This is a genomic window from Legionella fairfieldensis ATCC 49588, from assembly GCF_000621525.1.
Lineage (GTDB): Bacteria > Pseudomonadota > Gammaproteobacteria > Legionellales > Legionellaceae > Tatlockia > Tatlockia fairfieldensis.
The window spans coordinates 1-23,907 of the sequence record NZ_JHYC01000034.1 but is presented as its reverse complement, the minus strand read 5'-3'; the positions used below and the strand labels follow the sequence as shown (position 1 = coordinate 23,907).

Here is a 23,907-nt window from a genome sequence, read left to right as displayed (position 1 = left end):
AATCTCTCAAGGGTCTTGCCTTTGGCGATAAGGGCTATATCGGTAAAAAAATATTTGAAGAACTGATTAATGGTGGACTAAAACTAATCACTAGAAAACGTAAAAATATGAAGGATAAACTCGACTTATCCAGTTATGAAAAACAGTTGCTTAACCAGCGTGGTATCATTGAAACCGTGATTGGTCATTTAAAACATTGTTATCAAGTTTGGCATACACGCCATCGCTCCATTATAAATGCAATGACTCATTTAGTGGCTGCTTTAGCTGCTTATGCCATTGAGCCATTAAAGCTGTCTGCAATTAAATTGCTTGCAAATTGCGCATAGAAAAACCCATTACTGGGGTTATAAAAAACTTATAGCGCATACAAATATTGAACTAAAAAGACTAAAAAGTCCATTTACTTTTTTCGCAAGTGATAAAATTAAGGCGATTAATACTGCTTTATTAAAATTAGAAGAATTGAGTGCATCATTTACAGCAGGTGAAGAAAAATTAAAACAAGCCGCCTATAAACAACTCGCTCGAGAAAGTGGCCTGATTGACGCACTTAACATGCATCGTTTCTCCTGGAGTTCGAAAGCCAAATCCCACGCGCCGACAAAAGCAATAGAAAATATGGCATCTGGACTTTTAAAAGCTATTTAACGTTTAATCAGAATGCTCCTTCAATATAGGAGCGTTCTGAAGAACTTATACGGCAATATCAATCGACGTAGGTGTTCACGGAATAGGTAATTAAGAAGTATATAACGCCAATGTTTTTCCCGCGCAGGCGAGAAACTATCTACAAATTAGACATGGTGCTAATTTTATGGGTGGATTCCCCACGACCCGGGAAAGACGAGTCATAGGACAGAGTCTGGAAGAGAAAATTTGCATATCTCGTCAACACTTACCAATAGACCGAATAGTACTTGAAAATGTCGTTTTCCTGAATAAAAATCTTTGAATTATTCTATCAGTTTAACTTGATTTTTTACACGGCTTATTTGATTGAGTGAGATTTCCCGAATTCTGATATTCTCAACTTACCTCCTCACTTTGCTTGCAAGAAACACACTCGCGGCTATTTTCTATCCTTGCAACCTGATTTGAGCCAGGTCGAGACTTTCTAATGGATGGCCCTTCTCTTTGAGTTTAAAAAAATGAGGGTCCCTGGAATGGCGAGAAATCAGGTAATGCTTATTCCATTCGGGTCTTGGGTAGCTGGGAGATTGGGCATTAATTCCGGTAGGAAGTTTTACACGATATCTTAATTGGGCCAATGCCAATTCAATTGGCAGGTCTAATTTTATACCAAAAACTTTGTTGCAAACATTGTACGTATTCGATTTGCTTGACAGGTTCTAATCGCATTAGATATTTGCGTACAACCGCTTCAATATGGGGATTGTCTACTTTTTCATCAGGTTGCCACGATTTAATTGCTTCATCAACCTCTTCAGTGGGATTATAACCGCCAATGATATAGCGTACCGCTCTAAATAACCTTACTGGATCGTCTTTAAAACTTTGAATGGGTGCGTGCACCGTTCTTAATAGTTTATTTTTAAAATCGCTAACACCTTGCCCGGAAGGATCAATAACAACTCCCTCGTTGTTACAGTATAAAGCCGTGATGGTAAACTCACCGGAAAACGCTATGTAGTGCTCTAACGATTCTCTATATAATTTTGAAGTTACCACGTAGCAGTCAATTGAATGCTGGTTTATTTTTCTCATGTATAAATGCGAATTATAAGGACAATGAAAAAATTTCTTTTCAATAAGCCGGGTGTGAAGCATTTGATTATTTCGAGCCAGGATTATGAAATCAAAATCATGATGTTCTTTTAATGGTCGCTGTTCAAGTAATGAAAGAATCGTACTGCCACCCAGATAACATTCACCAGGCATGTGTGAGAATAAATTAAATGCTTTTTTCAGCGTTTCCGGCAGAATACAATCCTCAATCTGTTTTGCAGGATTGTTGGTTAAGGAAGCATCGTTTTCTGGAGAAATTTTGGCAAAACTGGAACGAGATTGTTTGTTATTGGCCAAATTTTTAATTTGTTCTGCAAAACTATTCATTTTCGATAAATACGCTTTTATTCTTTGCATATTATCCTGAGTAATCAAGCGTTGTTGAGCTTCTATAGAAAGTTTATCCCAATTAAATTCCTCTTCTTTAAACCAGGCTTGACGGCCATATTTTTTAATAATATAGTTTCTTGCTTGCTGACGGCCCGTTTCCATTATCGTATAGTTAACTTGCTGTTCATCAAGTAATTTTTTTAAGGCCACATTACTTTCAGTCCAAACCTGGTCAGCCCATTCATAAATCAATAAAAGTTTCTCCTGAACCTCACTACTGGTGGATGATTTTAAACTCTCGTTAATGTCGTTTAAAACTTTCTTCAAGTAATGATTACACCATTCAAATTGAGTAATTGCCTCAGAAATTCCATCAGGATATTTTATATGTTTTAACGCCTTCAGACGATGATGATCAGCCTGATCAAAATCATTGCATACATTTTTCCAAATACCTGTTTTGAATGTTTTTTTAAAAGGATTCAGTGAAATAGAATGATTCAGTAGTGGCTCAAACTTTAGCGGGGTAGGAAGAGTTAGCTCTTCTTCACTAACAATATAAGGTTCCAAAAATTCATCACTGGTATCCTCCGAAATAAAAGAGTCCTCTTTTTCCCATTTCCAATCATCTAAAAAGAAATGAGAAGTATGTTTCTTTTTTATTTTCTTCGGTTGTTCCGCAGGAAAGGAGGCTAAAATCTCATTAAATTTCTCTTCATACTCTTTTTGGCAATTCATTCGTTCTTGTTCTTTCTTTTCATTTAATACATTGATAGATTGTTGCAATTTTTCTTCTTCAGTCGTTAATTCCTGCTGAAAATTTGAAAATTTCATTGCCATTTTTTTACCTGAATCTATCATTTTTTTTATTCGATCACCCCATATTTTTTGGGTCTCATAGTTGGTTATAAAAGGAAAATGTCTTAACATCATCCTAACCATACAAATGGAATCTGAACATAATTCCCGGTTCGACTCCAGAAGAGAATTTATATCATCGTTGTCTGTGTATTCTGTATATAATGAAGGCAAAATATCTACAATTTGATAATCAATCCAAATGAGTTTTTTTAGTACATTAAAGCAAGAATCCGGCTTAACCAAAGAGGGGGGGGTCTCCATGATTTCCATGAATGCAGACTTCAATGAACTCCTTTGCTCTATCAGTAAATCAAGCATCACGACATAATAATTATTTGACTTGGCTAATGCGATTGCTTCTTGAAACTTCTCATAGGCTTTTTTACTATTCTTTTCTTTGCGGGCCATTGCGGCCAATTCCTCTATAGGAGCAACTGGATTAGAATAAGCATTAATGTAATCAGTTAGCATAGAAATTCCACTCCTGTTCATATCTAACCATTGACCCATTCTTGGCACAAAAATATCGTTTCTTCTCTCAAAAATAGCTTGAGACGATTCATTCCAATTAAGAGCTGTCTCATGATAGTCAATAGCCTCGGCAAGAAGTTTTTCCGCATCATTTTTTTTATTAGAAGCAACCGCGTTTCTATGATAATTACAATACTCTAGTGACAAGAAGCTATTTAGCCTTGCAATATGGGCTCCAATCATTAATTGGGCATGCAATATTTTTATAGTGAACTCATTGCATCTTATATTATTAACCGCATCAGGTTTTCGAAATCGGATATAATATTTATGTAAATTATTACTTATCGTAATCAGTTTACTGATTAACATTATCATTTCTTTTTTTTTATCTGAATTAATGGATTTTTTTTTGGTACTCTCTTTTATCATTAACTCATTTGCCTTAGCAATCCAACCGGGAAATTTTTCTAAAAATTTGTCACATTCAGTCATGTAATTTTCTAAAGAATTTTGTTTTGATTTCATGATTACCTGCTAAAAAATGGTGGTTATCGCAAACAAGTACATTTTACAGTGGGAATATCTGTCTCATCCGAAACTGATTTTAATTAATGCCAATTCCGAACAGAACTGAGTTATACTAACTGATTTGTTGTTACCAATGATACCCATTATGAGCGATATACAAGTAGTATTAGTGACCCCTGACGATACAATATTAGGCACAACGGATAAAATTACCGCACATCGCTATGCCATGCTGCATCGCGCCTTTTCGGTCTTTATTTATCGATTCCATCAGGGGGCTATTGAAATTTTATTGCAACAGCGTCAAATTAATAAATACCATTGCGGAGGACTTTGGAGCAACAGTTGTTGTTCTCATCCCTTTGTTGATGAAGAAATTACATCCGCAGGCGAACGGCGTTTGCAGGAAGAATTAGGAATACAATCAACACTTCAAACTGTGGGCCGTTTTCATTATGTTGCTGCACTCGATAATCATTTTTTTGAAAATGAACTGGATTATGTTCTGGCAGGCACAACCAATGACGCTGACATTCATTTCAATCCTGAAGAAGTCAGCGCAGTTCAATGGATAACTATTTCAGATTTACAACAATGGTTAAAAATGCGACCGGAACAATTCACGCCCTGGTTCCAACAAGCTTTTGATTTATGTAAGGACTATCTTGCTTCCCAGATAAAATCAGATTCCAATTAAAGGCATAAACTATCATGAAAACCCTGCACATTCCAGGCAATATTCTTTTATTAGGTGAGTACGCCATACTCGAGGAAGGCGGTCAGGGTATTGCTATGGGCATTGCGCCTTTTGTAAAAGCTACGGTAGAACCCGCTGAAGGGTTTACTATTATCGGCTCTACTGGAAGCAACACTGTGTTCTGGGATGAAAAAGGTGGCGATCCTTTCCTTGCCACAGCAGTAACCGCGCTTACCGACTCTTTAAAACCGATAGTTAATAACAATATCACAGAATTACCTTTACGGATTCATCTCGATTCGCGTGCTTTTTTTGGCTCAGATGGCAGCAAATGTGGGCTGGGTTCTAGTGCAGCAGTTGTGGTTGCTCTTGTCGTTGCTGTTATCAATTATCTTCATGAGAAACAGCACAAAAACGAAGTAGTTCACAAATTTCCGGTCGACTTACTTCAAACAGTCGTTGATGTACACCGTGCTGTCCAGGGTGGACAAGGGAGTGGCTATGATGTCGCAGCATCGCTATACGGCGGAATGGGACTATTTACAGGCGGAAAAAAACCACAATGGCATGCTTTTTCTCCGCCGTTTTTTCCTTCATTGCAATTGTTTCGTGGCAAAAAATCGGTTTCAACATTAAAGGCCATTACCCATTTTGAGCAATTTCGCCATCGTAATCCCCACGCTTTTAATGATTTTATTCAAGCATCAAATCACATTGTTCGCGCATTCGTTAAAGCCACTAGCTGGCAAACCATGCATGCTGTTCTGGAAGAAGCTCGTCAGCTGGCACTGACTTTTGGTAACCACATTCATGTGCCGGCTCTACCGCCTTCCGATACTCTCTTTGCAACAGACTCGGTGACCAAATGTCTTGGTGCTGGTGACGAATTAATTGCTCTTTTTTCAAATCCCGTTCATTCGTTAGTTTACGATCATGCGTGGTTAGCTCAGGTGGCACCGAAGAAATCGGAAGGACTGGTATATTATCCTTAAAAAATCTGATATAGAATCTTTTTTACTTTTAGGTACTTCAATGAAAGAACTTATTCTGGCTACCTCCAATAACGGTAAAATTGCTGAATTAAAAGCAATACTTTCTTCCTGGTCCTGTATACCCCAAGCAAGCCTGGGAATAGGCGATGCAGAAGAAACAGGATTAAGCTTTGTCGAAAATGCCATCATAAAAGCCCGTCATGCCAGTCGTTTAGGCAATAAACCCGCATTAGCCGATGATTCAGGTTTAGTCGTACCGGCCTTGCACGGCGAACCAGGTATTTATTCAGCGCGTTTTGCGGGAGCAGGAGCAACTGATAATGACAACATTCACTTATTATTGGCAAAACTTGCAGACGTTCCTGATGATCAACGTCAGGCCCACTTTTACTGTGCGATTGCGTTAGTCAGGCAGGCGGATGATCCTGTCCCTCTGATTGCAACAGGACAATTATCTGGTTTGATAAGCAAAGTAAGAACAGGCGACCAAGGATTCGGGTATGATCCTGTTTTTTACCTTGAGATCCACCAGTGCACAATGGCTCAATTGCCTGTCAGTATTAAAAATGAAATTAGCCATCGCGCTCGTGCTTTACAGCAACTGCGCAAACTACTTTAATTTGTACTATGAAACGATTGAATCAGAATGAGAGCGATTTATTTGATAAAGCTTACAAACTGCAACGAGAGGGACAGCTTGAAGAAGCTATTCCTCTTTATGAACAATTACTGATTCTGCAACCTGAACATAGTCAGGGCCTGCATTTCTTAGGACTTGCTCATGCGCAACTGGGTGACATGACTAAAGCAATTGATTTTATGGCGCGTGCACTCAAATCAGATTCTGAAAACGCCGGCCTACACAATAATATAGGGAATGCTTATAAAAATAATCAGCAATTTGAGCAAGCCATTACTCATTATAAACAGGCTATTGTCCTTACTCCTGATTATGCCCAGGCTCATCATAATTTAGCGACAATCTATGCTTTTCAGGATCAATATAAAGAAGCACTTCAACATTACCGTTTGGCTGTACACGCTGCGCCTGATTTTGTTGCCGCTCATTTTAATTTAGGTTTATTACTTTTAAAAAACAATCAGCTAGCTGCTGCAAAAACGCAATTTAACAATGTAATAACGCTAAATCCTGGACATATTGACGCCGAATTTTATCTCGGTCTTCTTGATTTGCAGGATAATCAGCTACAAAGCGCAGAACAGCATTTTCAAAACGTTTTACGTCAGGACAATAATCAGATACAAGCCTTAACCAATTTAGGCGTTATTGCATTAAAGCAGGAACAAGGGCAACATGCGGTGGATTATTTTACCAAAGCACTGGCCATTGATAATAATCATCGGGATGCGCGAAACAATTTAGCAGCAACCTTCATGCATTATGATCGCTTTGAGAACGCCTTGATGCATTATGATGTTTTATTAAATCAAGATCCGAATAATATCGAATATTTATATAATTCTGGCGTTGCGCAAATGGCTTTAGGCCACTTGAGTGAAGCAATGCTTCATTTTGAGAAACTTTTAGGTCTGGAGCCTGAACACTTCGCTGCGTTGAATAATCTCGCCGCCATTTATATTCGTCTTGAAGATAAAGACAATGCGCGAAATTTACTAAAACGCGCTATTGCTGCCAACCCAAAGGACACAGCCAGCCGTCATATGCTAAACGCCTTAATGGGTGAACAGGCAAAAGCAACGGCCAGTCCTGAGTATGCAGCCAATTTATTTAATAATTATGCTCTTTATTATGATCAACACATGCAAGGGCAACTGCACTACAGCTTACCTCAACACATTGCTCGCATTATTCATCACTTAAAAATCTTACACGTCCAACATACTATTGATTTAGGTTGTGGTACTGGTTTAACAGGAAGTGTGTTACGTGAAATCAGCCAACAACTCTCGGGTGTTGATATTGCAACAAAAATGCTGGCTCAAGCGCGAGAAAAACAGATTTATGATCAATTAATAGAAGCTGAATTACTCACTTTTTTAAATCAGGATAAGCAACATTATGATTTAGCCGTTGCAGCCGATGTCCTACCCTATTTCGGCGATCTAGAACTGTTATTTGCCACATTAAATGCTCGTCTTCGCAGCGAAGGCTATTTTATTTTTACCACCGAAATCAGTTCCGATAAAACCTGGCAATTACAAGTAACAGCCCGTTTTAGCCATCATCCTGATTATATTCGTTATTTATGCACTAACAATAATTGGGAGCTTATTTATCAGGAAAAAATCATTGCCCGACAACAAGAGCAACGGGATCTACCTGTCATGCTTTTTGTTGTTCAAAAGAATTTAGTCTACTCAAATCAGTTATCTTTAAAAAATCATGAGGCAGCGGTACTGCCTCAAAAGAAAAAGGATAAAGGGGCTAAGGGGTAAAAGCCCGGACACACCTATGCCCCCGAACAACACCGCTCTTATCGGCGCCTCGCTGCCATTGGTGAAGCTCTGGCTACAGGCACTGACCATAGGATTACCGCAAAACCCGTTATAACAGGTGTTTCCTGCCTGACACGGGGTTATTGCCTTGCGAGTCACCTTAAAGTCTCATTACACAGTGGGACGGCCTAGCCTTTATCAAGTTTCATACGTTTTTAACTGACAGGTACCAAAATCCAGCTAAAAAGAAACAACCAGATTTTTATCGATATTCTGTAATTGCGATTTGAACAACGTTTGAATTTGTTTAAGGCTTGCGTGGTCGCTGGCCTCAAAACGAGCTATTAAGCAAGGCGTTGTATTTGAAGCACGTAACAGACCCCAGCCATTAGCAAATTCAACCCGTAAGCCATCAATAGTGATAAGCTGGGCATCAGGAAATTTTGCTTGTTCGCTAAAACGTTGCATGAAATCAAATTTATGCTCTTCAGCAATAGGAATTTTAATTTCAGGTGTATTAATACTATTAGGAATTGCCGCAAACTGTTCACTCACTGTTTGCTCGCTCGCACTAATAATTTCCAGTAAACGACAAGCGCTATACAGCGCGTCATCAAAGCCATACCAGCGATCTTTGAAAAAGAGATGACCGCTCATTTCGCCGGCCAGCGCAGCCTGCTCCTCTTTCATAATTCCTTTCACAATAGAATGTCCGGTAGGACACATTCTGGCTGTTCCGCCGGCCGCCTCAATCACTTGAGTCAAATGACTGGAACACTTGACATCATAAACAATGGTCGCTCCTTTTTGCCGCTTCAACACCTCCTGGGCATACAACATCAACAATCGATCGGGCCAAATAACTTCACCCTGATTAGTGACAACGCCCAAACGATCCGCATCGCCATCAAAAGCAAGACCAAGATCAGCCTGATGTTCTGCAATTGCAGCTTTCAAATCAACAAGATTGGCTTCAATAGTAGGATCCGGATGATGGTTGGGAAAACGACCATCTACATCGCAATAAAGAGGAATGACTTCACAGCCCATGGCCTCAATAACACGAGGAATAACAGGGCCAGCAATGCCATTACCACAATCAACCACCACCTTTAGAGGACGTTGTAATTTAACATCATTCAGAATACGATGAATATAGTCAGGAATGATATCAAGACGTTCTACCTTACCTTGCCCTTGCAGGAAATTTGCCGTAGACACTAAATCATAGATCTGGTCAATATCGGCCTGAGCCAGCGTTTTACCTGCCAAAACCATTTTAATACCATTATAGTCAGCTGGATTATGACTGCCGGTTACCATTAAACCACTGTCAACAGGCTGTACATGAGTGGCATAATACATCACTGGTGTGGCTACGGCCCCCAGATCCACTACAGAAATACCACTGTCAAGCAGACCTTGCTTTAATGCGGTAGCCAGGCTGTCGCTACTCAGACGTCCATCACGTGCAAGAAAGATCCTGTTGCGTTGCAGGGCCTGCAGGCGACAGCTAATAGCTCGCCCGATACTATAAAAAGCATCCTCATCCAATTGCTTGCCGATTACACCACGAATATCATACGCTCTAAAAACTGAACGCTCGATTTGTTTTTGCCGATAACTCATTTTAATGTCTCCCTGAACTACCAAAACCCCCTTCGCCGCGGCAACTTTCTTCAAACGAGTTAACGACATTAAAAGCTGCTCTAACCACGGGTAAAAAAACCAGTTGAGCAATACGCTCGCCAGGGTTAATCGTAAAGTGTTCCTGATTGCGATTCCAACAGGAAATTTTTAACTCGCCTTGATAATCCGAATCGATTAAACCAACCAGATTACCTAAAACGATACCGTGCTTATGGCCCAACCCGGAGCGTGGTAAAATAACAGCAGCAAGATTAGGATCAGCAATATATATAGCAAGTCCCGTGGGTAATAAAACGGTTTCCTGAGGAGCAATTTGCAGCGGTTTATCAAGACACACCCGCAAATCAAGGCCGGCGGAACCTGTGGTTGCATAGTCAGGCAGCGCGATCGTGTCACCTACCCGGGGATCTAAAATTTTCAATTGAATAGCGTGTTCCATTTTATTCCTTTGTCTTTTTGTGACCGCCATTTTGAATACTTGCCGCAAGGATTGCAATAATTTGCCCGGCAAGTCTTGTTTTATGGGTCAAAGGTAAATCGGTTTGTGCATCTTTAGTTAAAATAGTGACTTGATTCAAATCAGAATCAAAACCCAGCCCTTGGCCAACCTGATTAGCAATGATCATATCCAGCTTTTTTGCTCTTAATTTTTCTTTGGCGTGCTTCACCAGGGCTGAGGTTTCTGCAGCAAAACCAACCACAAAGGCTGCTTTACCACTAGCTACAACATTCGTGAGAATATCGGGATTAAGATTAAGTTGGAGTAAGAGCTCTGTCATTGATTGTTTTTTTATTTTTTCACGGGCAGGCGCTGTAACAGAATAATCAGCCACGGCTGCCGTCGCAATAAAAATCATTCCACTTTGCAAATGCCCCTTAACTGCTTCATCCATTGCTTTTGCCGAATCCACTGTATAAAAATCAATACCTATAGGCGGTGACAACATCGTAGGACCGCTAATTAAAGTGACCTTTGCACCCGCCATACAAGCAGCCTCAGCCAGTGCATACCCCATTTTTCCTGAACTATCATTACTGATATAGCGTACGGGATCAATACGTTCCCTCGTAGGCCCCGCTGTGATTAAAACGTGTTGTCCCACTAATAATTGTTTAACCTCGTATAATCTGAGCGCATTAACAATAGAATCCACCTCCAGCAAACGTCCTAAGCCTTCTTCACCACAAGCCTGCATTCCCTCATCTGGTCCCACAAACAAAACACCACGCTCTATTAACGTGTCACGATTGGCTTTAGTTGCTGGATGCGCCCACATGGAGCGGTTCATGGCCGGACAAACAATGACAGGCGTTTCGGCTACGAGATACAGGGTAGATAATAAATCATCCGCTATACCCTGCGCCATTTTTGCCAGACAGTTCGCTGTTGCGGGTGCAATCAGCAAATAATCAGCCCAACGCGCCAATTCAATATGTCCCATCGCTCGCTCAGCTTCTTGATCAAACAAATCAACACGTACGTCCTCTGCTCCAAGTCCCTGTAAAGTTAAAGGCGAAATAAATTGTTGTGCTGATGCAGTCATAACCACTCGTACTCTTGCTCCTAAACGAGTGAGTTCGCGTACTAAATAAGCTGTTTTATAAGCGGCAATACCGCCGCAAATTCCTAAAACGATTTTTTTGTTCATGAAATCTTGCATGATGTTTCTTTTTTGATGAGAATACCTGCGATCAAATCACAAACCTCGTCATAAAGGAATAACATGACTTGTTTTAAGCCAACCCATTCCCTGCGTTTACGCGAAAAACTGCTGATGCAAGGTGCGCGAAGTCTCTCCGATGCCGAATTATTGGCTATTTTTATTAGCTCAGGGAATGCTAAAAAATCCTGCCTGCAACTTGCCTTGGAATTAATTAAACATTTGGGTGATTTGCGCGCTATTTTAAATGCTGATGCCCGTAGTTTTAAACAGGTATCTGGTCTTGGTATTGTCCGATACGTCCAACTACAGGCAGTACAGGAGATCTGTCGCCGCAGTGATTTTATCAGTCTGCAAAAAAACATTCCATTGACTAATACGCAACAAACTTATGCCTACCTAAAACGTCAATTACGCGATAAAAAAAACGAAACGTTTGTCGCCTTGTTTCTTGACAGTCAACATCGTGTTTTAGCCTATGAAGAATTATTTAATGGCACAATTAATAAAGCCAGTGTTTATCCCCGCCCTATTGTTGAACGGGTGCTTCAACTGAACGCAGCCGCACTAATCCTGGCCCATAATCATCCTTCAGGTATAGCTGATGCAAGCCAGCAAGACCTCATCGTGACTAAACGTCTACAAGATGCGCTAAATCTGGTAGATGTGTCCTTACTGGATCATTTAATAATAGGAGATAATGAAGTATATTCTATTTTGAGTAATACAAAGTGGAATTGTAACTAGAATCTGTTGAGATATTTGGTTACTAGCCTTACTAAACAATAATTTTAATAGAAGAGAATATGTGTTATTTTTTCACTAGATCATCTGCTTCAAATTCAAATAATAAAGAATCTGATTTTACCAGGCTGAGAGAAAAACGGAAATTACTTATTAATAAAAAGAAAGATGAGCGTAAATTAATACCGCTGGTTGCTTTGATTCCACCTTCTGCTATTCTTCTGTATTGTTTCGCTTATAACGAAAAGATTCAGTCGCTGGTTTCACGAGAAAATCTGGTAGCATCATCGATTCTTTTATCGGGATCTGCACTGTTTTTTTATTTCCACTTCCTCATGCTATTTCTATGTTTATACGAAGCATTTCCAGAAGCGAATATTGATAAAAAAATTGCCATGATCAATGAAAAACTGCAATTCTGGGAACATGATGAAGAGGAGCCTTTAATTAGACGACCAAGATTTAACGATTAATTACATTGCTCATAACCTGCTGCCGTCCAACCTTGCAGACCTGTACTGAGCGAACAAACATCAGTATACCCCATTTCCTGTAGACTGCGGGCTACCAAAGCAGAACGAAAACCGCCGCTGCAATAAACCACAACAGACGCCTGTTCATCAGGAATTGTCTTTTCAATATCTCGCTCAACGGTTCCTTTACTTAGATGAATTGCTGTTGGAATATATCCTGAATCCCATTCATTATCTTCCCGTACATCAATAAGATAAAAAGGCTCATGGCGATCTATTTTTTCTTTAAGCGCCTGTGGCGTTATTTCCTTGATTTGCTTTTTAGCTTTTGTTGCCAAAGCCAGAAAACGTGGGGAATGAGTCTTCATACTAATAATTCCTTTTAAAATATATGGATCAGCTTTTATTATATGACATTTAAAATGTCAATTAGTCTAAAATAATATCTATAGGCATTATAATTAACGTATGCCCTGACGTTGAATAAGGAAATAATTATGGCCTCATATTGGAGTAGAAGTAAACTATTCTGCACACTTCTTCTGACACTAGGTATAGGAACCTCTTGCTATGCCTGGCACGGTGGTGGGTTTCGCGGTGGTTTTCATGGCGGTCATTACCATGGTGGCTATTATGGTGGAGGTTATTACGGAAAAGGAGGCTGGGGGAGGGTAGCTCCGGGTGTTATTGTTGGCGCCCCTTATTATTATAATCCCGGCTACTATAGTCCTCGTTATTACAATTACCAACCCTCATGCCAAATCATCCAGCAATGTTATTCTGATGGGGGCTGTATTCAAACCCAGGTATGTAATTAAGGCGCTGTCATGTGTCGATTCGTTGCGTACTTAGGCTCAGACATACTGCTGGATAATAAGCTGGTACAACACTACAGCAAAAATAATCGCTCGTATTATAACCTTTGTTTAACTGACGGCAAGCGGCTTATTGCCAGTCGTTATTGCACGGGGGAAAACGAGATACCAGAAACCTTGCATTACTTTACTGGCGCTTGTTTTTATCAGGATTTACAAATATTGGGTCACGAATCGCTGATCATAAGTTCTGAAAAACTTACTGATTTTAATGCAGAATGGCAAGATGTGCCCACCAACAGTCTATTATTAGTCGACTATGATCGGAGTGTACAATTGCGTTTACTGCAATTATAGATGTATTTTAATGAAGTCATTATTCTTAAAAATAGAAGGTCGTGTGCTTTATTTCGGACGTATGGATAATGATTTTTTAATTTGATACCTGGTGCTCCTTCCTCCTCCAGATAATTTTTCAATACAACCTTTTTCAAGTAAATCAGCGAGATGTCTGGTTGCTGTAGCCTTACTTACCTTAGTAATTTTTTTATATTGTGCAGCACTGATTCCCGATTCAAAAGCGTTATCTTCATCGAACATCAAATTAATAATTTTTATTTGTTCCCGGGAAAGTTGGCTTTCTTGAAAAATCTGCCAAAAACGACTTTTAGCAAGAGTTTGGTCTATCTTATTGATAGCAGCTTGAATACTATTTTCTAACGTTTTTAAAAACCAAGATAGCCACAATGTTATATCTGTTGTCTGACGCTGACTTTTTTCCAATACTTGATAATAACTTTTACGATTAGCAAGAATGGTGGTCGACATAGTGTATAAACGAATACTTTGCCTATCCTCCTGAGCTAAAGCCAGATCGGTTAGAGCGCGAGTGATCCGTCCATTTCCATCCTCGAATGGGTGCAGTGTTATAAACCAAAAATGACTGATTGCTGCTCTTAATAACGGATCAAATGTTGGTTCCTTCAAACTTTGGTTAAACCAATCAATAAACGTACTTAACTCATACTCCAATCGCTCTCTTGGTGGAGCTTCATAATGCACCACCGGTTTATCAATTCGTCCAGAAACAACCTGCATAGGTTCTTCACCTCGTAACTCTCCTGCGTTAATTGGATATAACAAAGACATTGCTTCATCAGGAAACAACCATTTATGCCATTGTTGCAAACGCTCTAGCGATAAAGTGGTGTTTAAATTATAAATAGCATCCAACATCATTTGTGCTAAACCTTCCGAACGTTCAGTGATTGGATAAGGTTGTTTTAAATGCAATCCGATACGTTTTGCAAGTGAGGAACGAACAGATTGTGCATTCAACTGCTCCCCTTCTATTGCTGAAGATGCAATAATATTTTGTAATAACGTATCCAGAGAAGATTCTAAGGTTATATTTTCTGCTACAGCTCCAGTTTTACCTATTAGAATTCCTTGTCTTAATCGAACCTCACGCAACAAAGGGTGTATGATCTCATCTTGCCAATAAAACTTTGGCCAATCTATCCTTTGCCAGATCCATTCTATTTGAGTGTTATTCATAAGTTATGCCGTGCGCTAATTTAATTATTCGGCTCATTATTTGATGTTAATAATAGTTATATTCGGCTCATCAATCAAGCCGATAAGAAAAATTATTCGGCTCAAGAGAGGCTTGCTACTATTTTCACAGGACGATCGAAATTATTGCGTTGTCTAAAAAAAAACTATATAAATAAACAAAAATAACAGACCCATAGGAAATTTCACCGGATAAAATGCCTCAATGAATAATTCACGGAGCCTCACGTTATGATGACACTTTTATATCTCTTTTATTTCCTTGTGGGTTTACAAATAATTTTTAGACCTAATCGTTTTATAACCTTGCAATTTTTACTTTGTTTATTTTTAACCCTTTTCTGGTTCAATTATCATAGCCATTTGGTGCATCTATGATTAATGAAAAAAAAATTCATTATTGGATCAATGGCTCAGCGCTTCTCATCGTCTGTATTATTTTGCTGATTGCGTTTTATAAACAATTATTAAATCATGAATTACCCTGCCCCTTATGTTTACTGCAACGTCTTTGTTTTGTGGGCGTTGGTCTTTGTTTATGTATGAATCTGACAAAAGGGATTAAAGTATCTCATTATGGTTTAATGCTTCTAGCTTCTATACTGGGACTTACGATTGCACTACGCCAGGTTTTTTTACATGTTTCACCGGGTGATTTAGGTTATGGTTCTCCGCTTCTTGGCCTTTATCTTTATACTTGGTCAGCTATTGGTTTTGGTATTATTATAGGCTTAATTGCTGTTACTCTTTTAATTGAAGACGGCTTTAACAGGAAGAAGGATATTTTACCCGGTCGTTTCCTTTACCTGCTGATGAGTTTTTTTCTCATCTTGATTCTCGCGAATGGAATTAGTACATTCATGGAATGTGGACCCTATATTTGCAAAGATAATCCAGTCCATTATTATTTATTAGATACCATAGGTTAATAGCTTAGGAAGAATAATGCGGTTTTTAATTTTTTCATTCAGTTTATTGTATTCTCTGATTGTACAATCAGACACCATGGATCATTATATGAATATTTCCAATAATATCCCCCAAATGGAGATGAAAGCTGATCCCCAAGCCCAAGCCTGGGCACGATCAGCACGAAATGTACTTAGCATTAATGATGAAAGTATTGCAGAAACTTTAATTCAGGCCAACGAATTGGCCAAAAGCCAGGGAAAACCGTTATTTTGCCTGCCACCCAATGTAACCCTGAACTCAGTGACCTTGAATGGTATTATTCTTCAGACTTATAAAGAGATTTCAAGTCAGCAAAGTGACAAGGATAAAATGACTGTTTCGCAAGTGGCCTGGCTTGGCGTCACAAAAAACTACCCCTGTCAGCCTCAGCAAAATACCAATCCCGCTGAAATGCAGCATTTGAATTCTCTATTCCCGGTTAAATGAGCAGTTAGTCTTTAAGTATTAAATGTTTCAAACGCTTCCAATGCTTCTGCTGCATACATGAGAGAAGGCCCGCCTCCCATATAGACAGCCATGCCTAAAGTTTCCAACAATTCTTCACGGCTGGCTTGTAATTTAACGAGTGTTTGAGAATGAAAGCCAATACAACCGGGGCAATGGTTGGCAACAGCCAAGGCCATAGCAATTAATTCCTTGGTCTTCTTATCCAACACCCCGTCTTTAGTAGCAGCTTGGGCAAGCGCAGAAAATCCTGCCATCACATCAGGCATCTCTTTACGCATTTTTGCTAATTGTGTACTGATTCCATTCGTGATCTCATTAAATTTATCGGACATTTTTGATGACTCCTTTTCATAGGTAAGAATATGAATTCTATACTTCATTCCCTGGGCGGTAAATTAAAAATAGAAATCCCACCCAATTTTAGACACGATGTAAGCAAGAAGTGAAGCGTGTAGGTCCGCCACTTCAACTTGCCTTAACTGCACAAGCTGAAATTATGTACAGGGATTTAAAACAGGACTATATTCCAGCCCTTCAATCCTTCATCGCTTTTTAGGCAAACACTTCTTGCAAAAAATTCGTCATGGCTTGCAAAGCACGCCGTTCAGCCGTAGCCTGATAAATGGTGCCTAATTGTTCATCATGTGCCTCAGGGTTAGTAAAGGCATGCTGAGTATGGCCGTACATATGAACCTGCCAATCCACTTGAGCAATTGTCATTTCCTGACAAAATTCATTGAGTTGCTCAGGCTTCACCATCGGATCATCATAGCCATGTAAAGCCAATACTTTCGCATGAATGGTTTGATTGGGTATTTCTTCAGGCTTATTCAGCAAGCCATGAAAACTTACCACGCCCTTTAATTCTGCACCACTACGCGCCAAATCCAAAGCACATAAGCCACCGAAACAAAAGCCAATTACAGCGATACGATTGGTATCTACTTCAGGCATGGCAACTACAGTATCAAACGCGGCACGAATACGATCACGAAGCAAGAGGCGATCATTACTCAAAGGTAACATTAGCGCCGTTTTTTCAGGTACGGAAGCACCCAAACGCCCCTGGCCAAACATATCGACAGCAAATCCCACATAGCCCATATTGGCAAGCATTTTTGCCTTTTCACAGGCAAACTCGTTACGTCCTGTCCAATCATGGACAACCAGAACAGCGGGCCTGAGCCGATCATCGTCTTCTTCATAAGCTAAAAACCCATGTAACTCCTGCTCACCATGATGATATAGATAATTTGACGTATGCATTAACTCATGTCCTTTTAAGAGGTCCAATATTGATTATGAAAAAACAAATTTTGCCAGAGGCGACAAAAAAATGCGAGTAATTGTCCTTGAATAAAATCGTCTCTTTCTTCACCCAAAATTTTTTTTAATGGACTATGCTCAAATTATACGTGCAGGAAAAAGGATAAAAATAATGCTTGCAACGACATTAACGGAATATAAGGATTTTCTTCACGCTCAATTGTGTTACCAATTATTTATTACCCCGCTTCACTTGCCTGTTGAAAAAGAGTACCGTGATTTCGCACGTCACGCGTGTGAGTTATTGGTAAAAAACCGAAGCACCGTGATTAATCTTAAATCACCTCGTCATCATGTCCTGCACTGTTTTGAACAAACGAAAAATCCAAATGCAAAAAAAATACTTGTTACGCACGGATGGATGTCGCGCGCGGCCTATATGATACGTCTGATTCGCGCTTTACATCAGCAAGGATTTCAAGTTTATGCGTTGGATTTTCCTGCTCATGGAGAAGCCAAAGGGATACAACTGACCTGGATGGATGCGGTGAGTATTTTAAAAGAAACTATAAACGATTTCGGCCCTTTTTATGCGGTAATTGGACATTCTTTTGGCGGTTCAATGCTTTTAAATACGCTGAATCTGGCAAGTCAATTTCAAGAATGGCGCCTTAAAAAAGAACCGGAACGCGTTGTCCTCATGTCAGCACCTACTCGTATGCGAACACCGGTCCGAAAACTGGCGAAACGATTGAAACTGAGCGGCAAGGGCTATTTGTGCTTGCGTGAACTCTTTCGTCAACATGCCATTACCGATTTAAAAAATTTGGATTTCCGTCATTATATTAACCACGCTAAAACACCTTTCCTTTGCATCCACGGCGAAAACGATGATTCAATCAGACCTGTTGAATCGTCTGTTTTTTGTCAACAATATCCCCATGCTTCTTTAGCTTTACTGCCAGATGCTGATCATATCAGTGTACTCATCGATGAGCGGGTTGAAAATAAAGTCTGCCAATTTTTAGCCACGTAATAGCGTATTGATAAGATCAAATTCAACAGTTACAGTGGTTGTACTTAAAACCTTCTTTCATGCGGAGAACTGATGAAGTTTGATCTGCTTGTCCTCGGCGGCGGTAGCGGAGGTATGGCCAGCGCGGTTCGCGCGGCTCGTTATGGCGCTAAAGTCGCTGTGGTTGAACAACGCTTTCTGGGGGGAACTTGCGTAAACCTCGGTTGTGTTCCCAAAAAAATAATGTTTAATGCCTCTATGATTGCCGAAACCTTGGAAAAATCAATGGATTACGGCTTTAGTCCTTTTCATAGTGATTTAAACTGGCAAACATTAGTTAACAAACGTAATGCTTACATTGAGAGTTTGCGTGAAATTTATGCCAGGCGGTTTACACAATATAATATGACCTGTTTACACGGCAAAGGGGTTTTTGTTAACCCCAACACGGTCGCTGTAGGAGGCAAACATTATCAGGCCGATCATATTATTATTGCCACCGGTGGAGAACCAATATTACCGGGTGACATGCCAGGCATTGAATATGCTATTAATTCAGATGGTTTCTTTGCCCTGGCCGAAAAACCCGGCAAAGTCGCTGTGATTGGAAGTGGTTATATTGGTGTTGAATTAGCAGGCTTACTCCATCACTTGGGCACAGAGACGCACTTGCTAATCCGCGGTGATTATCCATTAAGTCGTTTCGATTCCTTATTGGGTAAAACGTTGCTGGAAATCATGCGCCAGCAAGGCATGCACGTCCATCAAAATCATAAAGCACAAAGTATCCGTTTACAAAAAAATGGCAAAAAACTGATTACCTGTCACAGTGGCTCTGTGATTGATGATCTCGACACAATTATTGCCGCGGTGGGGCGCTCGCCACGTACTTTCGATTTAAATCTTGATCAATTGCAGATTCAACGGGATCAACAAGGTTTAATTCTGGTTGATCGTTATCAAAACACGTCCGTGCCTTCTGTCTATGCCATTGGCGATGTCACTAACGCACCTGCGTTGACTCCTGTTGCCATTGCCGCAGGACGCAGGCTTTGCGATCGTTTGTTTGGTAATCAGAAGGATGCACATCTCAATTATGAATCGATTTGCTCCGTTATTTTTAGCCATCCTCCTGTGGGAACAGTGGGTTTAAGTGAAGAAGAAGCGATTACTCAATACGGCAAAGAGCAGATTAAAGTCTATCAAACCCGGTTTAATCCCATGATTGAGGCATTCAGTGAAAATAAAATACCCACTGTGATGAAGCTGATTACTCAGGGCGATAAGGAAAAAATTGTGGGTCTTCATATTATTGGCTATGGGGCTGACGAAATGCTGCAAGGATTTGGCGTAGCGATTAAAATGGGGGCCTGTAAGCGGGATTTTGATAATACGGTCGCCATCCACCCGACCAGCGCTGAAGAACTTGTTACAATGAGTTAAATTATCCACTTTATAGAGACAAAATGAATAAAACTGTTCGTTCGTTTGAAACCCATGAACCCTCTCTTGGAAAAGGGGTCTACATTGACCCGGAGGCCGTTGTCATTGGCCGTGTGACGCTAGGCAATGACGTATCGGTCTGGCCTAAAGCCGTTATCCGTGGCGATGTTAATTTTATTTCTATCGGCGATGCTTGTAATATTCAGGATGCTGCTATTTTACACGTCACTCATAAGGGACCTTTTACTGCCGAAGGCCAACCGCTTGTTATTGGTCAAGGCGTCACTATAGGGCATCAGGCTGTTTTACATGGTTGTCGCGTTGATGATTACTGTTTAATCGGGATGCAGGCTTTGATTCTTGATGGTGTCCATATAGAACATCATGTCATGATTGCTGCGGGCAGCCTGGTGCCCCCCGGAAAGCATTTGGAAAGCGGGTATTTATATCTTGGCAATCCAGCGCGAGCAATAAGGAAACTGACAGACAAAGAAATAGCACATCTTGATTATTCGGCAGCACACTATGTCAAGCTTAAAAATAAATATTTAGCATCCAGAGATGCTTTGCTATAATTTCCAATTAGCCTTGATTTTTAGTTTATGAAAAGAAATGATTCTAAGAGAACCGTTCGGGCTGAGGAGCCCGCGTAGCGGCGTCTCGAAGCCTTAATCAATAAAGTCCAATCAAAGAAAGGAGAACGTTTGATGTTTTGGGTTTATATTTTAAAGTGTAGAGACCAAAGTTATTATACTGGGCTAGACACACCGATAATTTGGAGCATTCAATAGTTCGGCACCAAAATAAAATGATTTTAAGAGACCGTTCGGGCTGAGGAGCCGCGTAGCGGCGTCTCGAAGCCTTAATCAATAAAGTCCAACCAAAGAAAGGAGAGCGTTTGATGTTTTGGGTTTATATTTTAAAATGTAGAGACCAAAGTTATTATACTGGGCACACCGATAATTTGGAGCATCGAATAGTTCAGCACCAAAATAAGTTAATTCCTGGATGTTATACTAGCACTAAACTACCTATAAAATTAGTTTATTCCGAAAGTTTTCCAAGCAGGGAAGAAGCTTTGGCTACCGAGCGTCAATTAAAAAAATGGAGTCGAAGAAAAAAAGAAGCGCTTATGCAGGGAGATTGGAAGAATTTATCTGACTATGCAAAGCGTTCAATGAAGTACTAAGGCTTCGAGACGCCGCTACGCGGCTCCTCAGCCCGAACGGTTCGTCTAAAGTACAAGTTCTCCTGACTCAACTAAAGCTCAAAAGCTAATTGGAAGTGCTGCGTTCAGAATAACAGTAATTTGAACAAAATATAGAGAGTTTTATTTACCCTGGCGTGGAATTAAACGGAGCTACTGGCTATTTAGGCTATATTAAGTAATACTTTCAACATGAATGATCCGCATTTTTTATATGATCAAAGTAAAACCATTCCTAAAATGGGCTGGTGGCAAGTTTCGTTGCATAGAAACTATTCTGAATGCCTTGCCTCCGGCTAATCGTCTCATTGAACCTTTTACTGGTTCAGGCGCAATTTTTATTAACTCGAATTATTCTCATTATTTACTGGCAGAAGAGAATGAGGATCTCGTTAACATTTTTATCCATCTACAAAGAGAGGGGGATCAGTTTATTAATTACTGCTCTACTTTCTTTGCCAGGAAAAACAATTGCGCGGATCAATATTATTATTTTCGTGAGCAGTTTAATCAGAGTACTGATCCACGATACAAAGCAGCGCTTTTTCTTTACTTGAACAGACATGGCTACAATGGCCTGTGCCGTTATAATTTAAAAGGACGTTACAATGTTCCCTTTGGACGCTATGTGACCCCTTATTTTCCACGTCAGGAAATGATTTATTTTCATCAAAAAAGCCAACACGCTCAATTTATGCGAAATGACTTTCGCCAAACCTTTGCACAGGCTCAGATAGGTGATCTGATTTATTGCGATCCACCTTATGTCCCTTTATCCTCCAGTGCAAACTTCTCTTCTTACACGGATAAAAAGTTTAGAGAACAGGATCAAATTGAATTGGCTCAATTAGCTATAGCAAGCGCCCAACGCGGTATTCCTGTAATTATCTCCAATCACGATACTGATTTTACTCGCCATTACTACCGCCAAAGTAAAATTAAATCTTTTCCTGTTAAACGTTTTATTAGCTGTCACGCCAACAAGCGTTACGCCGTACAAGAGTTAGTTGCTGTTTTCCATCAGGGCTTGTAAATATTATAACAATATGTTAAGGACCGCAGCAAATTTTATGCCTATAACCCTTATCACATTTTTGGTGCCATGGCAGGTTGAGTCACCGGATTACGTCGAAACTCTTCTGCTGCCCGATACCAAGGCGCGCTCTTCAATTTGGTTGCTTCCAGTTCTTTGCTTTTTAACTGGTTAAAAATATCTGCTGCTGCTTTACTTTTTACATCTTGATTAGGGATATTCTTACAATCAGAAATTGTATCCACAATTTTAAGACTGGTTGTGTCTTTTAAATAGCTGACATACTGTCGAGCAATCTCCGCAATAAATGGCTCTTGGGTATCCACTTTAAGCTCAGTAGACCTGCTAAGCACGTTATCAATCATATTAATCACAGTCGCGGCCAAACGATTCTTGTATTTTATTTCATCACCCCCATCTTCAGGAGTTGGTCTCGCGCCCTCCTCTGTTAAAACAGCTTTTGGAATCTTGTCTTCATAACTGAAAGAGTAGCGATGGCCAGAAGAAGGAGCTTTCACATTTAAACCCTCTTTGGTAACAAACTGTTGCACCTCGTCTTCTGTAAGTTGCTGCTCAGGGAAGTTAATAGTAATTAATACGTTTTCATCTGCCCCTTTAAACAAAGGAACATTGGGGTAGTAATCGTTCAGAGATTGATTACCCCTCAATGCATAAATTTTAATTGAAGAAAGTTTGCTCGCAGGACGAGGAGGAACTTCGGGATCTGTTTGGGTAGTAGAAGAAACCTTTCCTTTAACTGCCTGTGCGGGTGGTTCTGGATGTTTTTTGGCGGCCTCTTTTAATTCATCATCTTCTACTGTTTGATCATTGGCATCCCTTCTATTATTGTTCTTCTGTTTCATAAGTTCCTCTTTAAAACTTTGCTGTTTTGCAGATAACTCTTCTTCCAGCTTGCGTTGCTGGCCTAAGAGATTAGCATTATCTATTCGTAATTGTTCAACCTCTCTGGATTGAAAATCAGCTGCTGCTTTAGCCTCTTGAAAGCTATCTTCATACACCTTTTTACCTTTGTTTGCTTCAGCATACTTACGCTCCCAATCTGCACGCTGCTCTTCTAAAGCTGCTTTCTGTTCTGCCTTTAGCTGCTCTATGGCTGACAAAACCTCTTTCCTTGCCTGCTCTTCCTGGCTCTTTAGACTGGCTAACTTATCTCGTTGATCCTCCACGATTTTTGCCAGGTTATTTGATTCTTCGGCACTGGCTCCTTTCTCTTTTTCTGCAGCCGAGAGTTTCGTTTGGTTGAGTTTTAATTCTGCCTCCAAGGCCGTCAATTGCGCGTTTAATCGGGCTAACTCAACCTGAATTTTCGCCAACTCAGCCGCTGAGGCTGTTTCCTGTGCGGCCCGCTCCTCAACATGTACGTCAACCAAACGCTTATTCGCGGCATTTGCATCCGCTACTGCGTCTTGCGCTTTGTGTCGTTCTTTATTCACATCCCTTAAATGCGTAATCGCATCTTGTAATGCTTGCTTATGAGCCATTGCTGCACTTTTCAATTCGGCACGAAGCTTTTCTTCCTCCCCTGCATGCTGCGTT

Annotated in this window: 27 protein-coding genes; 18 read left to right on the top strand and 9 right to left on the bottom strand. The window is 40.1% G+C overall.

All coding sequences use genetic code 11. The features are described from left to right. Nucleotides 1-329 (top strand): transposase (locus T345_RS14045; RefSeq protein ID WP_035918713.1); only part of this gene is annotated, 329 nt, incomplete at its 5' end. Next, nucleotides 313-651, top strand: a complete 339-nt coding sequence (locus T345_RS0109765; RefSeq protein WP_028389195.1) for a hypothetical protein — start codon at nt 313-315, stop codon at nt 649-651. The genes T345_RS14045 and T345_RS0109765, both read left to right, overlap by 17 nt. A gap of 627 nt (nt 652-1,278) precedes the next feature. On the opposite strand, the gene T345_RS0109760 is transcribed toward T345_RS0109765, so the two are convergent. Further along, nucleotides 1,279-3,939 (bottom strand): tRNA nucleotidyltransferase/poly(A) polymerase family protein, encoded by a 2,661-nt coding sequence (locus T345_RS0109760; protein WP_028389194.1) that lies wholly within the window; start codon nt 3,937-3,939, stop codon nt 1,279-1,281. 148 nt (nt 3,940-4,087) lie between these two features. Here T345_RS0109760 and idi point away from each other — a divergent pair, with 148 nt between their 5' ends. Genes idi through T345_RS14040 form a run of 4 tightly spaced genes read left to right on the top strand, consistent with a single transcriptional unit; the run spans nt 4,088 to nt 8,049 of the window. Continuing rightward, complete coding sequence (gene idi / locus T345_RS0109755) at nt 4,088-4,639, top strand: isopentenyl-diphosphate Delta-isomerase (RefSeq protein WP_028389193.1); 552 nt, start codon at nt 4,088-4,090, stop codon at nt 4,637-4,639. Nucleotides 4,640-4,653: 14 nt separating this feature from the next. Then, nucleotides 4,654-5,631: a mevalonate kinase family protein gene (locus T345_RS0109750; protein WP_028389192.1), complete on the top strand. Its 978-nt coding sequence runs from the start codon at nt 4,654-4,656 to the stop codon at nt 5,629-5,631. 40 nt (nt 5,632-5,671) lie between these two features. Next, nucleotides 5,672-6,250 (top strand): RdgB/HAM1 family non-canonical purine NTP pyrophosphatase, encoded by a 579-nt coding sequence (gene rdgB / locus T345_RS0109745; RefSeq protein WP_028389191.1) that lies wholly within the window; start codon nt 5,672-5,674, stop codon nt 6,248-6,250. Nucleotides 6,251-6,267: 17 nt separating this feature from the next. Beyond that, on the top strand, nt 6,268-8,049 hold the full coding sequence (locus T345_RS14040; protein ID WP_248614420.1) for a tetratricopeptide repeat protein: 1,782 nt from the start codon (nt 6,268-6,270) through the stop codon (nt 8,047-8,049). 240 nt (nt 8,050-8,289) lie between these two features. Here the strand turns inward: T345_RS14040 and T345_RS0109735 are convergent, their stop codons facing one another. The 3 genes from T345_RS0109735 to coaBC are packed head-to-tail and all read right to left on the bottom strand — an operon-like array spanning nt 8,290 to nt 11,360. After that, a complete protein-coding gene (locus T345_RS0109735) occupies nt 8,290-9,678 on the bottom strand; it encodes a phosphomannomutase/phosphoglucomutase (protein ID WP_028389190.1) in 1,389 nt (462 codons plus the stop codon). A gap of 1 nt (nt 9,679) precedes the next feature. Next, a complete protein-coding gene (gene dut, locus T345_RS0109730; RefSeq protein WP_028389189.1) occupies nt 9,680-10,138 on the bottom strand; it encodes a dUTP diphosphatase in 459 nt (152 codons plus the stop codon). A 1-nt stretch (nt 10,139) separates the two neighbouring features. Continuing rightward, a complete protein-coding gene (coaBC, locus tag T345_RS0109725) occupies nt 10,140-11,360 on the bottom strand; it encodes a bifunctional phosphopantothenoylcysteine decarboxylase/phosphopantothenate--cysteine ligase CoaBC (RefSeq protein ID WP_028389188.1) in 1,221 nt (406 codons plus the stop codon). A 63-nt stretch (nt 11,361-11,423) separates the two neighbouring features. On the opposite strand from coaBC, the gene radC reads away from it, so the two are divergent. Continuing rightward, nucleotides 11,424-12,107, top strand: a complete 684-nt coding sequence (gene radC / locus T345_RS0109720) for a RadC family protein (RefSeq protein ID WP_028389187.1) — start codon at nt 11,424-11,426, stop codon at nt 12,105-12,107. Nucleotides 12,108-12,166: 59 nt separating this feature from the next. Continuing rightward, on the top strand, nt 12,167-12,577 hold the full coding sequence (locus T345_RS0109715) for a hypothetical protein (protein WP_028389186.1): 411 nt from the start codon (nt 12,167-12,169) through the stop codon (nt 12,575-12,577). Here the strand turns inward: T345_RS0109715 and T345_RS0109710 are convergent. Then, entirely contained in the window at nt 12,574-12,945 is a 372-nt protein-coding gene (locus T345_RS0109710) for a rhodanese-like domain-containing protein (protein WP_028389185.1), read from the bottom strand. The two genes, T345_RS0109715 and T345_RS0109710, sit on opposite strands and share 4 nt — an antisense overlap. A 129-nt stretch (nt 12,946-13,074) precedes the next feature. On the opposite strand from T345_RS0109710, the gene T345_RS0109705 reads away from it, so the two are divergent. Both T345_RS0109705 and T345_RS0109700 read left to right on the top strand, forming a co-directional pair. Next, nucleotides 13,075-13,395 (top strand): hypothetical protein, encoded by a 321-nt coding sequence (locus T345_RS0109705; RefSeq protein ID WP_035918710.1) that lies wholly within the window; start codon nt 13,075-13,077, stop codon nt 13,393-13,395. A gap of 9 nt (nt 13,396-13,404) precedes the next feature. After that, a complete protein-coding gene (locus T345_RS0109700; protein WP_028389183.1) occupies nt 13,405-13,749 on the top strand; it encodes a class II glutamine amidotransferase in 345 nt (114 codons plus the stop codon). A 48-nt stretch (nt 13,750-13,797) separates the two neighbouring features. Here the strand turns inward: T345_RS0109700 and T345_RS0109695 are convergent, their stop codons facing one another. Further along, nucleotides 13,798-14,949, bottom strand: coding sequence for a Fic family protein (locus T345_RS0109695; RefSeq protein WP_028389182.1), 1,152 nt, complete (start codon nt 14,947-14,949; stop codon nt 13,798-13,800). Between the two features lie 249 nt (nt 14,950-15,198). Between T345_RS0109695 and T345_RS15610 the strand changes: the two genes are divergently transcribed. From T345_RS15610 to T345_RS0109680, 3 genes are read left to right on the top strand one after another with little or no spacing between them, the layout of a single operon-like run. Next, the gene (locus T345_RS15610; RefSeq protein WP_423202105.1) at nt 15,199-15,345 is read left to right on the top strand and encodes a DUF5993 family protein; all 147 of its coding nucleotides are present in this window, start codon (nt 15,199-15,201) and stop codon (nt 15,343-15,345) included. Next, nucleotides 15,342-15,896: a disulfide bond formation protein B gene (locus T345_RS0109685; RefSeq protein WP_028389181.1), complete on the top strand. Its 555-nt coding sequence runs from the start codon at nt 15,342-15,344 to the stop codon at nt 15,894-15,896. Before T345_RS15610 ends, T345_RS0109685 begins: the two co-directional genes overlap by 4 nt. A gap of 16 nt (nt 15,897-15,912) precedes the next feature. Beyond that, nucleotides 15,913-16,365, top strand: a complete 453-nt coding sequence (locus T345_RS0109680; protein ID WP_028389180.1) for a hypothetical protein — start codon at nt 15,913-15,915, stop codon at nt 16,363-16,365. Between the two features lie 11 nt (nt 16,366-16,376). Here the strand turns inward: T345_RS0109680 and T345_RS0109675 are convergent, their stop codons facing one another. Then, a complete protein-coding gene (locus T345_RS0109675) occupies nt 16,377-16,718 on the bottom strand; it encodes a carboxymuconolactone decarboxylase family protein (protein ID WP_028389179.1) in 342 nt (113 codons plus the stop codon). Nucleotides 16,719-16,938: 220 nt separating this feature from the next. Continuing rightward, entirely contained in the window at nt 16,939-17,652 is a 714-nt protein-coding gene (locus tag T345_RS0109670) for a dienelactone hydrolase family protein (RefSeq protein WP_028389178.1), read from the bottom strand. Nucleotides 17,653-17,824: 172 nt separating this feature from the next. Between T345_RS0109670 and T345_RS0109665 the strand changes: the two genes are divergently transcribed. From T345_RS0109665 to T345_RS0109645, 5 genes are all read left to right on the top strand, one after another. Then, the gene (locus T345_RS0109665) at nt 17,825-18,688 is read left to right on the top strand and encodes an alpha/beta hydrolase (protein ID WP_028389177.1); all 864 of its coding nucleotides are present in this window, start codon (nt 17,825-17,827) and stop codon (nt 18,686-18,688) included. A gap of 72 nt (nt 18,689-18,760) precedes the next feature. Then, nucleotides 18,761-20,110: a glutathione-disulfide reductase gene (gene gorA, locus T345_RS0109660; RefSeq protein WP_028389176.1), complete on the top strand. Its 1,350-nt coding sequence runs from the start codon at nt 18,761-18,763 to the stop codon at nt 20,108-20,110. A gap of 23 nt (nt 20,111-20,133) precedes the next feature. Beyond that, nucleotides 20,134-20,685: a gamma carbonic anhydrase family protein gene (locus T345_RS0109655; protein WP_028389175.1), complete on the top strand. Its 552-nt coding sequence runs from the start codon at nt 20,134-20,136 to the stop codon at nt 20,683-20,685. Nucleotides 20,686-21,011: 326 nt separating this feature from the next. Continuing rightward, nucleotides 21,012-21,299, top strand: a complete 288-nt coding sequence (locus T345_RS0109650) for a GIY-YIG nuclease family protein (protein WP_028389174.1) — start codon at nt 21,012-21,014, stop codon at nt 21,297-21,299. Nucleotides 21,300-21,531: 232 nt separating this feature from the next. Further along, nucleotides 21,532-22,350 carry a Dam family site-specific DNA-(adenine-N6)-methyltransferase gene (locus T345_RS0109645; protein ID WP_028389173.1) on the top strand — a complete coding sequence of 273 codons (819 nt, stop codon included), beginning with the start codon at nt 21,532-21,534 and terminating at the stop codon, nt 22,348-22,350. A 53-nt stretch (nt 22,351-22,403) separates the two neighbouring features. Here the strand turns inward: T345_RS0109645 and T345_RS15225 are convergent. Continuing rightward, nucleotides 22,404-23,907, bottom strand: a 1,504-nt coding sequence (locus T345_RS15225; RefSeq protein ID WP_035918708.1) for a coiled-coil domain-containing protein, incomplete at its 5' end; no start/stop codon positions are given.

Bases quoted from the DNA above. Each gene is read 5' to 3' on its own strand.
- T345_RS0109705 (WP_035918710.1), top strand. From the start codon at position 13,075: ATGGCCTCATATTGGAGTAGAAGTAAACTATTCTGCACACTTCTTCTG.
- gorA (WP_028389176.1), top strand. From the start codon at position 18,761: ATGAAGTTTGATCTGCTTGTCCTCGGCGGCGGTAGCGGAGGTATGGCC.
- T345_RS0109670 (WP_028389178.1), bottom strand. From the start codon at position 17,652: ATGCATACGTCAAATTATCTATATCATCATGGTGAGCAGGAGTTACAT.
- dut (WP_028389189.1), bottom strand. From the start codon at position 10,138: ATGGAACACGCTATTCAATTGAAAATTTTAGATCCCCGGGTAGGTGAC.
- T345_RS0109750 (WP_028389192.1), top strand. From the start codon at position 4,654: ATGAAAACCCTGCACATTCCAGGCAATATTCTTTTATTAGGTGAGTAC.
- T345_RS0109760 (WP_028389194.1), bottom strand. From the start codon at position 3,939: ATGAAATCAAAACAAAATTCTTTAGAAAATTACATGACTGAATGTGAC.
- T345_RS0109695 (WP_028389182.1), bottom strand. From the start codon at position 14,949: ATGAATAACACTCAAATAGAATGGATCTGGCAAAGGATAGATTGGCCA.
- T345_RS0109710 (WP_028389185.1), bottom strand. From the start codon at position 12,945: ATGAAGACTCATTCCCCACGTTTTCTGGCTTTGGCAACAAAAGCTAAA.
- T345_RS0109665 (WP_028389177.1), top strand. From the start codon at position 17,825: ATGCTTGCAACGACATTAACGGAATATAAGGATTTTCTTCACGCTCAA.
- T345_RS0109715 (WP_028389186.1), top strand. From the start codon at position 12,167: ATGTGTTATTTTTTCACTAGATCATCTGCTTCAAATTCAAATAATAAA.
- radC (WP_028389187.1), top strand. From the start codon at position 11,424: ATGACTTGTTTTAAGCCAACCCATTCCCTGCGTTTACGCGAAAAACTG.
- rdgB (WP_028389191.1), top strand. From the start codon at position 5,672: ATGAAAGAACTTATTCTGGCTACCTCCAATAACGGTAAAATTGCTGAA.
- T345_RS0109645 (WP_028389173.1), top strand. From the start codon at position 21,532: ATGATCAAAGTAAAACCATTCCTAAAATGGGCTGGTGGCAAGTTTCGT.
- T345_RS15610 (WP_423202105.1), top strand. From the start codon at position 15,199: ATGATGACACTTTTATATCTCTTTTATTTCCTTGTGGGTTTACAAATA.
- idi (WP_028389193.1), top strand. From the start codon at position 4,088: ATGAGCGATATACAAGTAGTATTAGTGACCCCTGACGATACAATATTA.
- T345_RS0109680 (WP_028389180.1), top strand. From the start codon at position 15,913: ATGCGGTTTTTAATTTTTTCATTCAGTTTATTGTATTCTCTGATTGTA.
- T345_RS0109700 (WP_028389183.1), top strand. From the start codon at position 13,405: ATGTGTCGATTCGTTGCGTACTTAGGCTCAGACATACTGCTGGATAAT.
- T345_RS0109655 (WP_028389175.1), top strand. From the start codon at position 20,134: ATGAATAAAACTGTTCGTTCGTTTGAAACCCATGAACCCTCTCTTGGA.
- coaBC (WP_028389188.1), bottom strand. From the start codon at position 11,360: ATGCAAGATTTCATGAACAAAAAAATCGTTTTAGGAATTTGCGGCGGT.
- T345_RS0109735 (WP_028389190.1), bottom strand. From the start codon at position 9,678: ATGAGTTATCGGCAAAAACAAATCGAGCGTTCAGTTTTTAGAGCGTAT.
- T345_RS0109675 (WP_028389179.1), bottom strand. From the start codon at position 16,718: ATGTCCGATAAATTTAATGAGATCACGAATGGAATCAGTACACAATTA.
- T345_RS0109650 (WP_028389174.1), top strand. From the start codon at position 21,012: ATGTTTTGGGTTTATATTTTAAAATGTAGAGACCAAAGTTATTATACT.
- T345_RS0109685 (WP_028389181.1), top strand. From the start codon at position 15,342: ATGATTAATGAAAAAAAAATTCATTATTGGATCAATGGCTCAGCGCTT.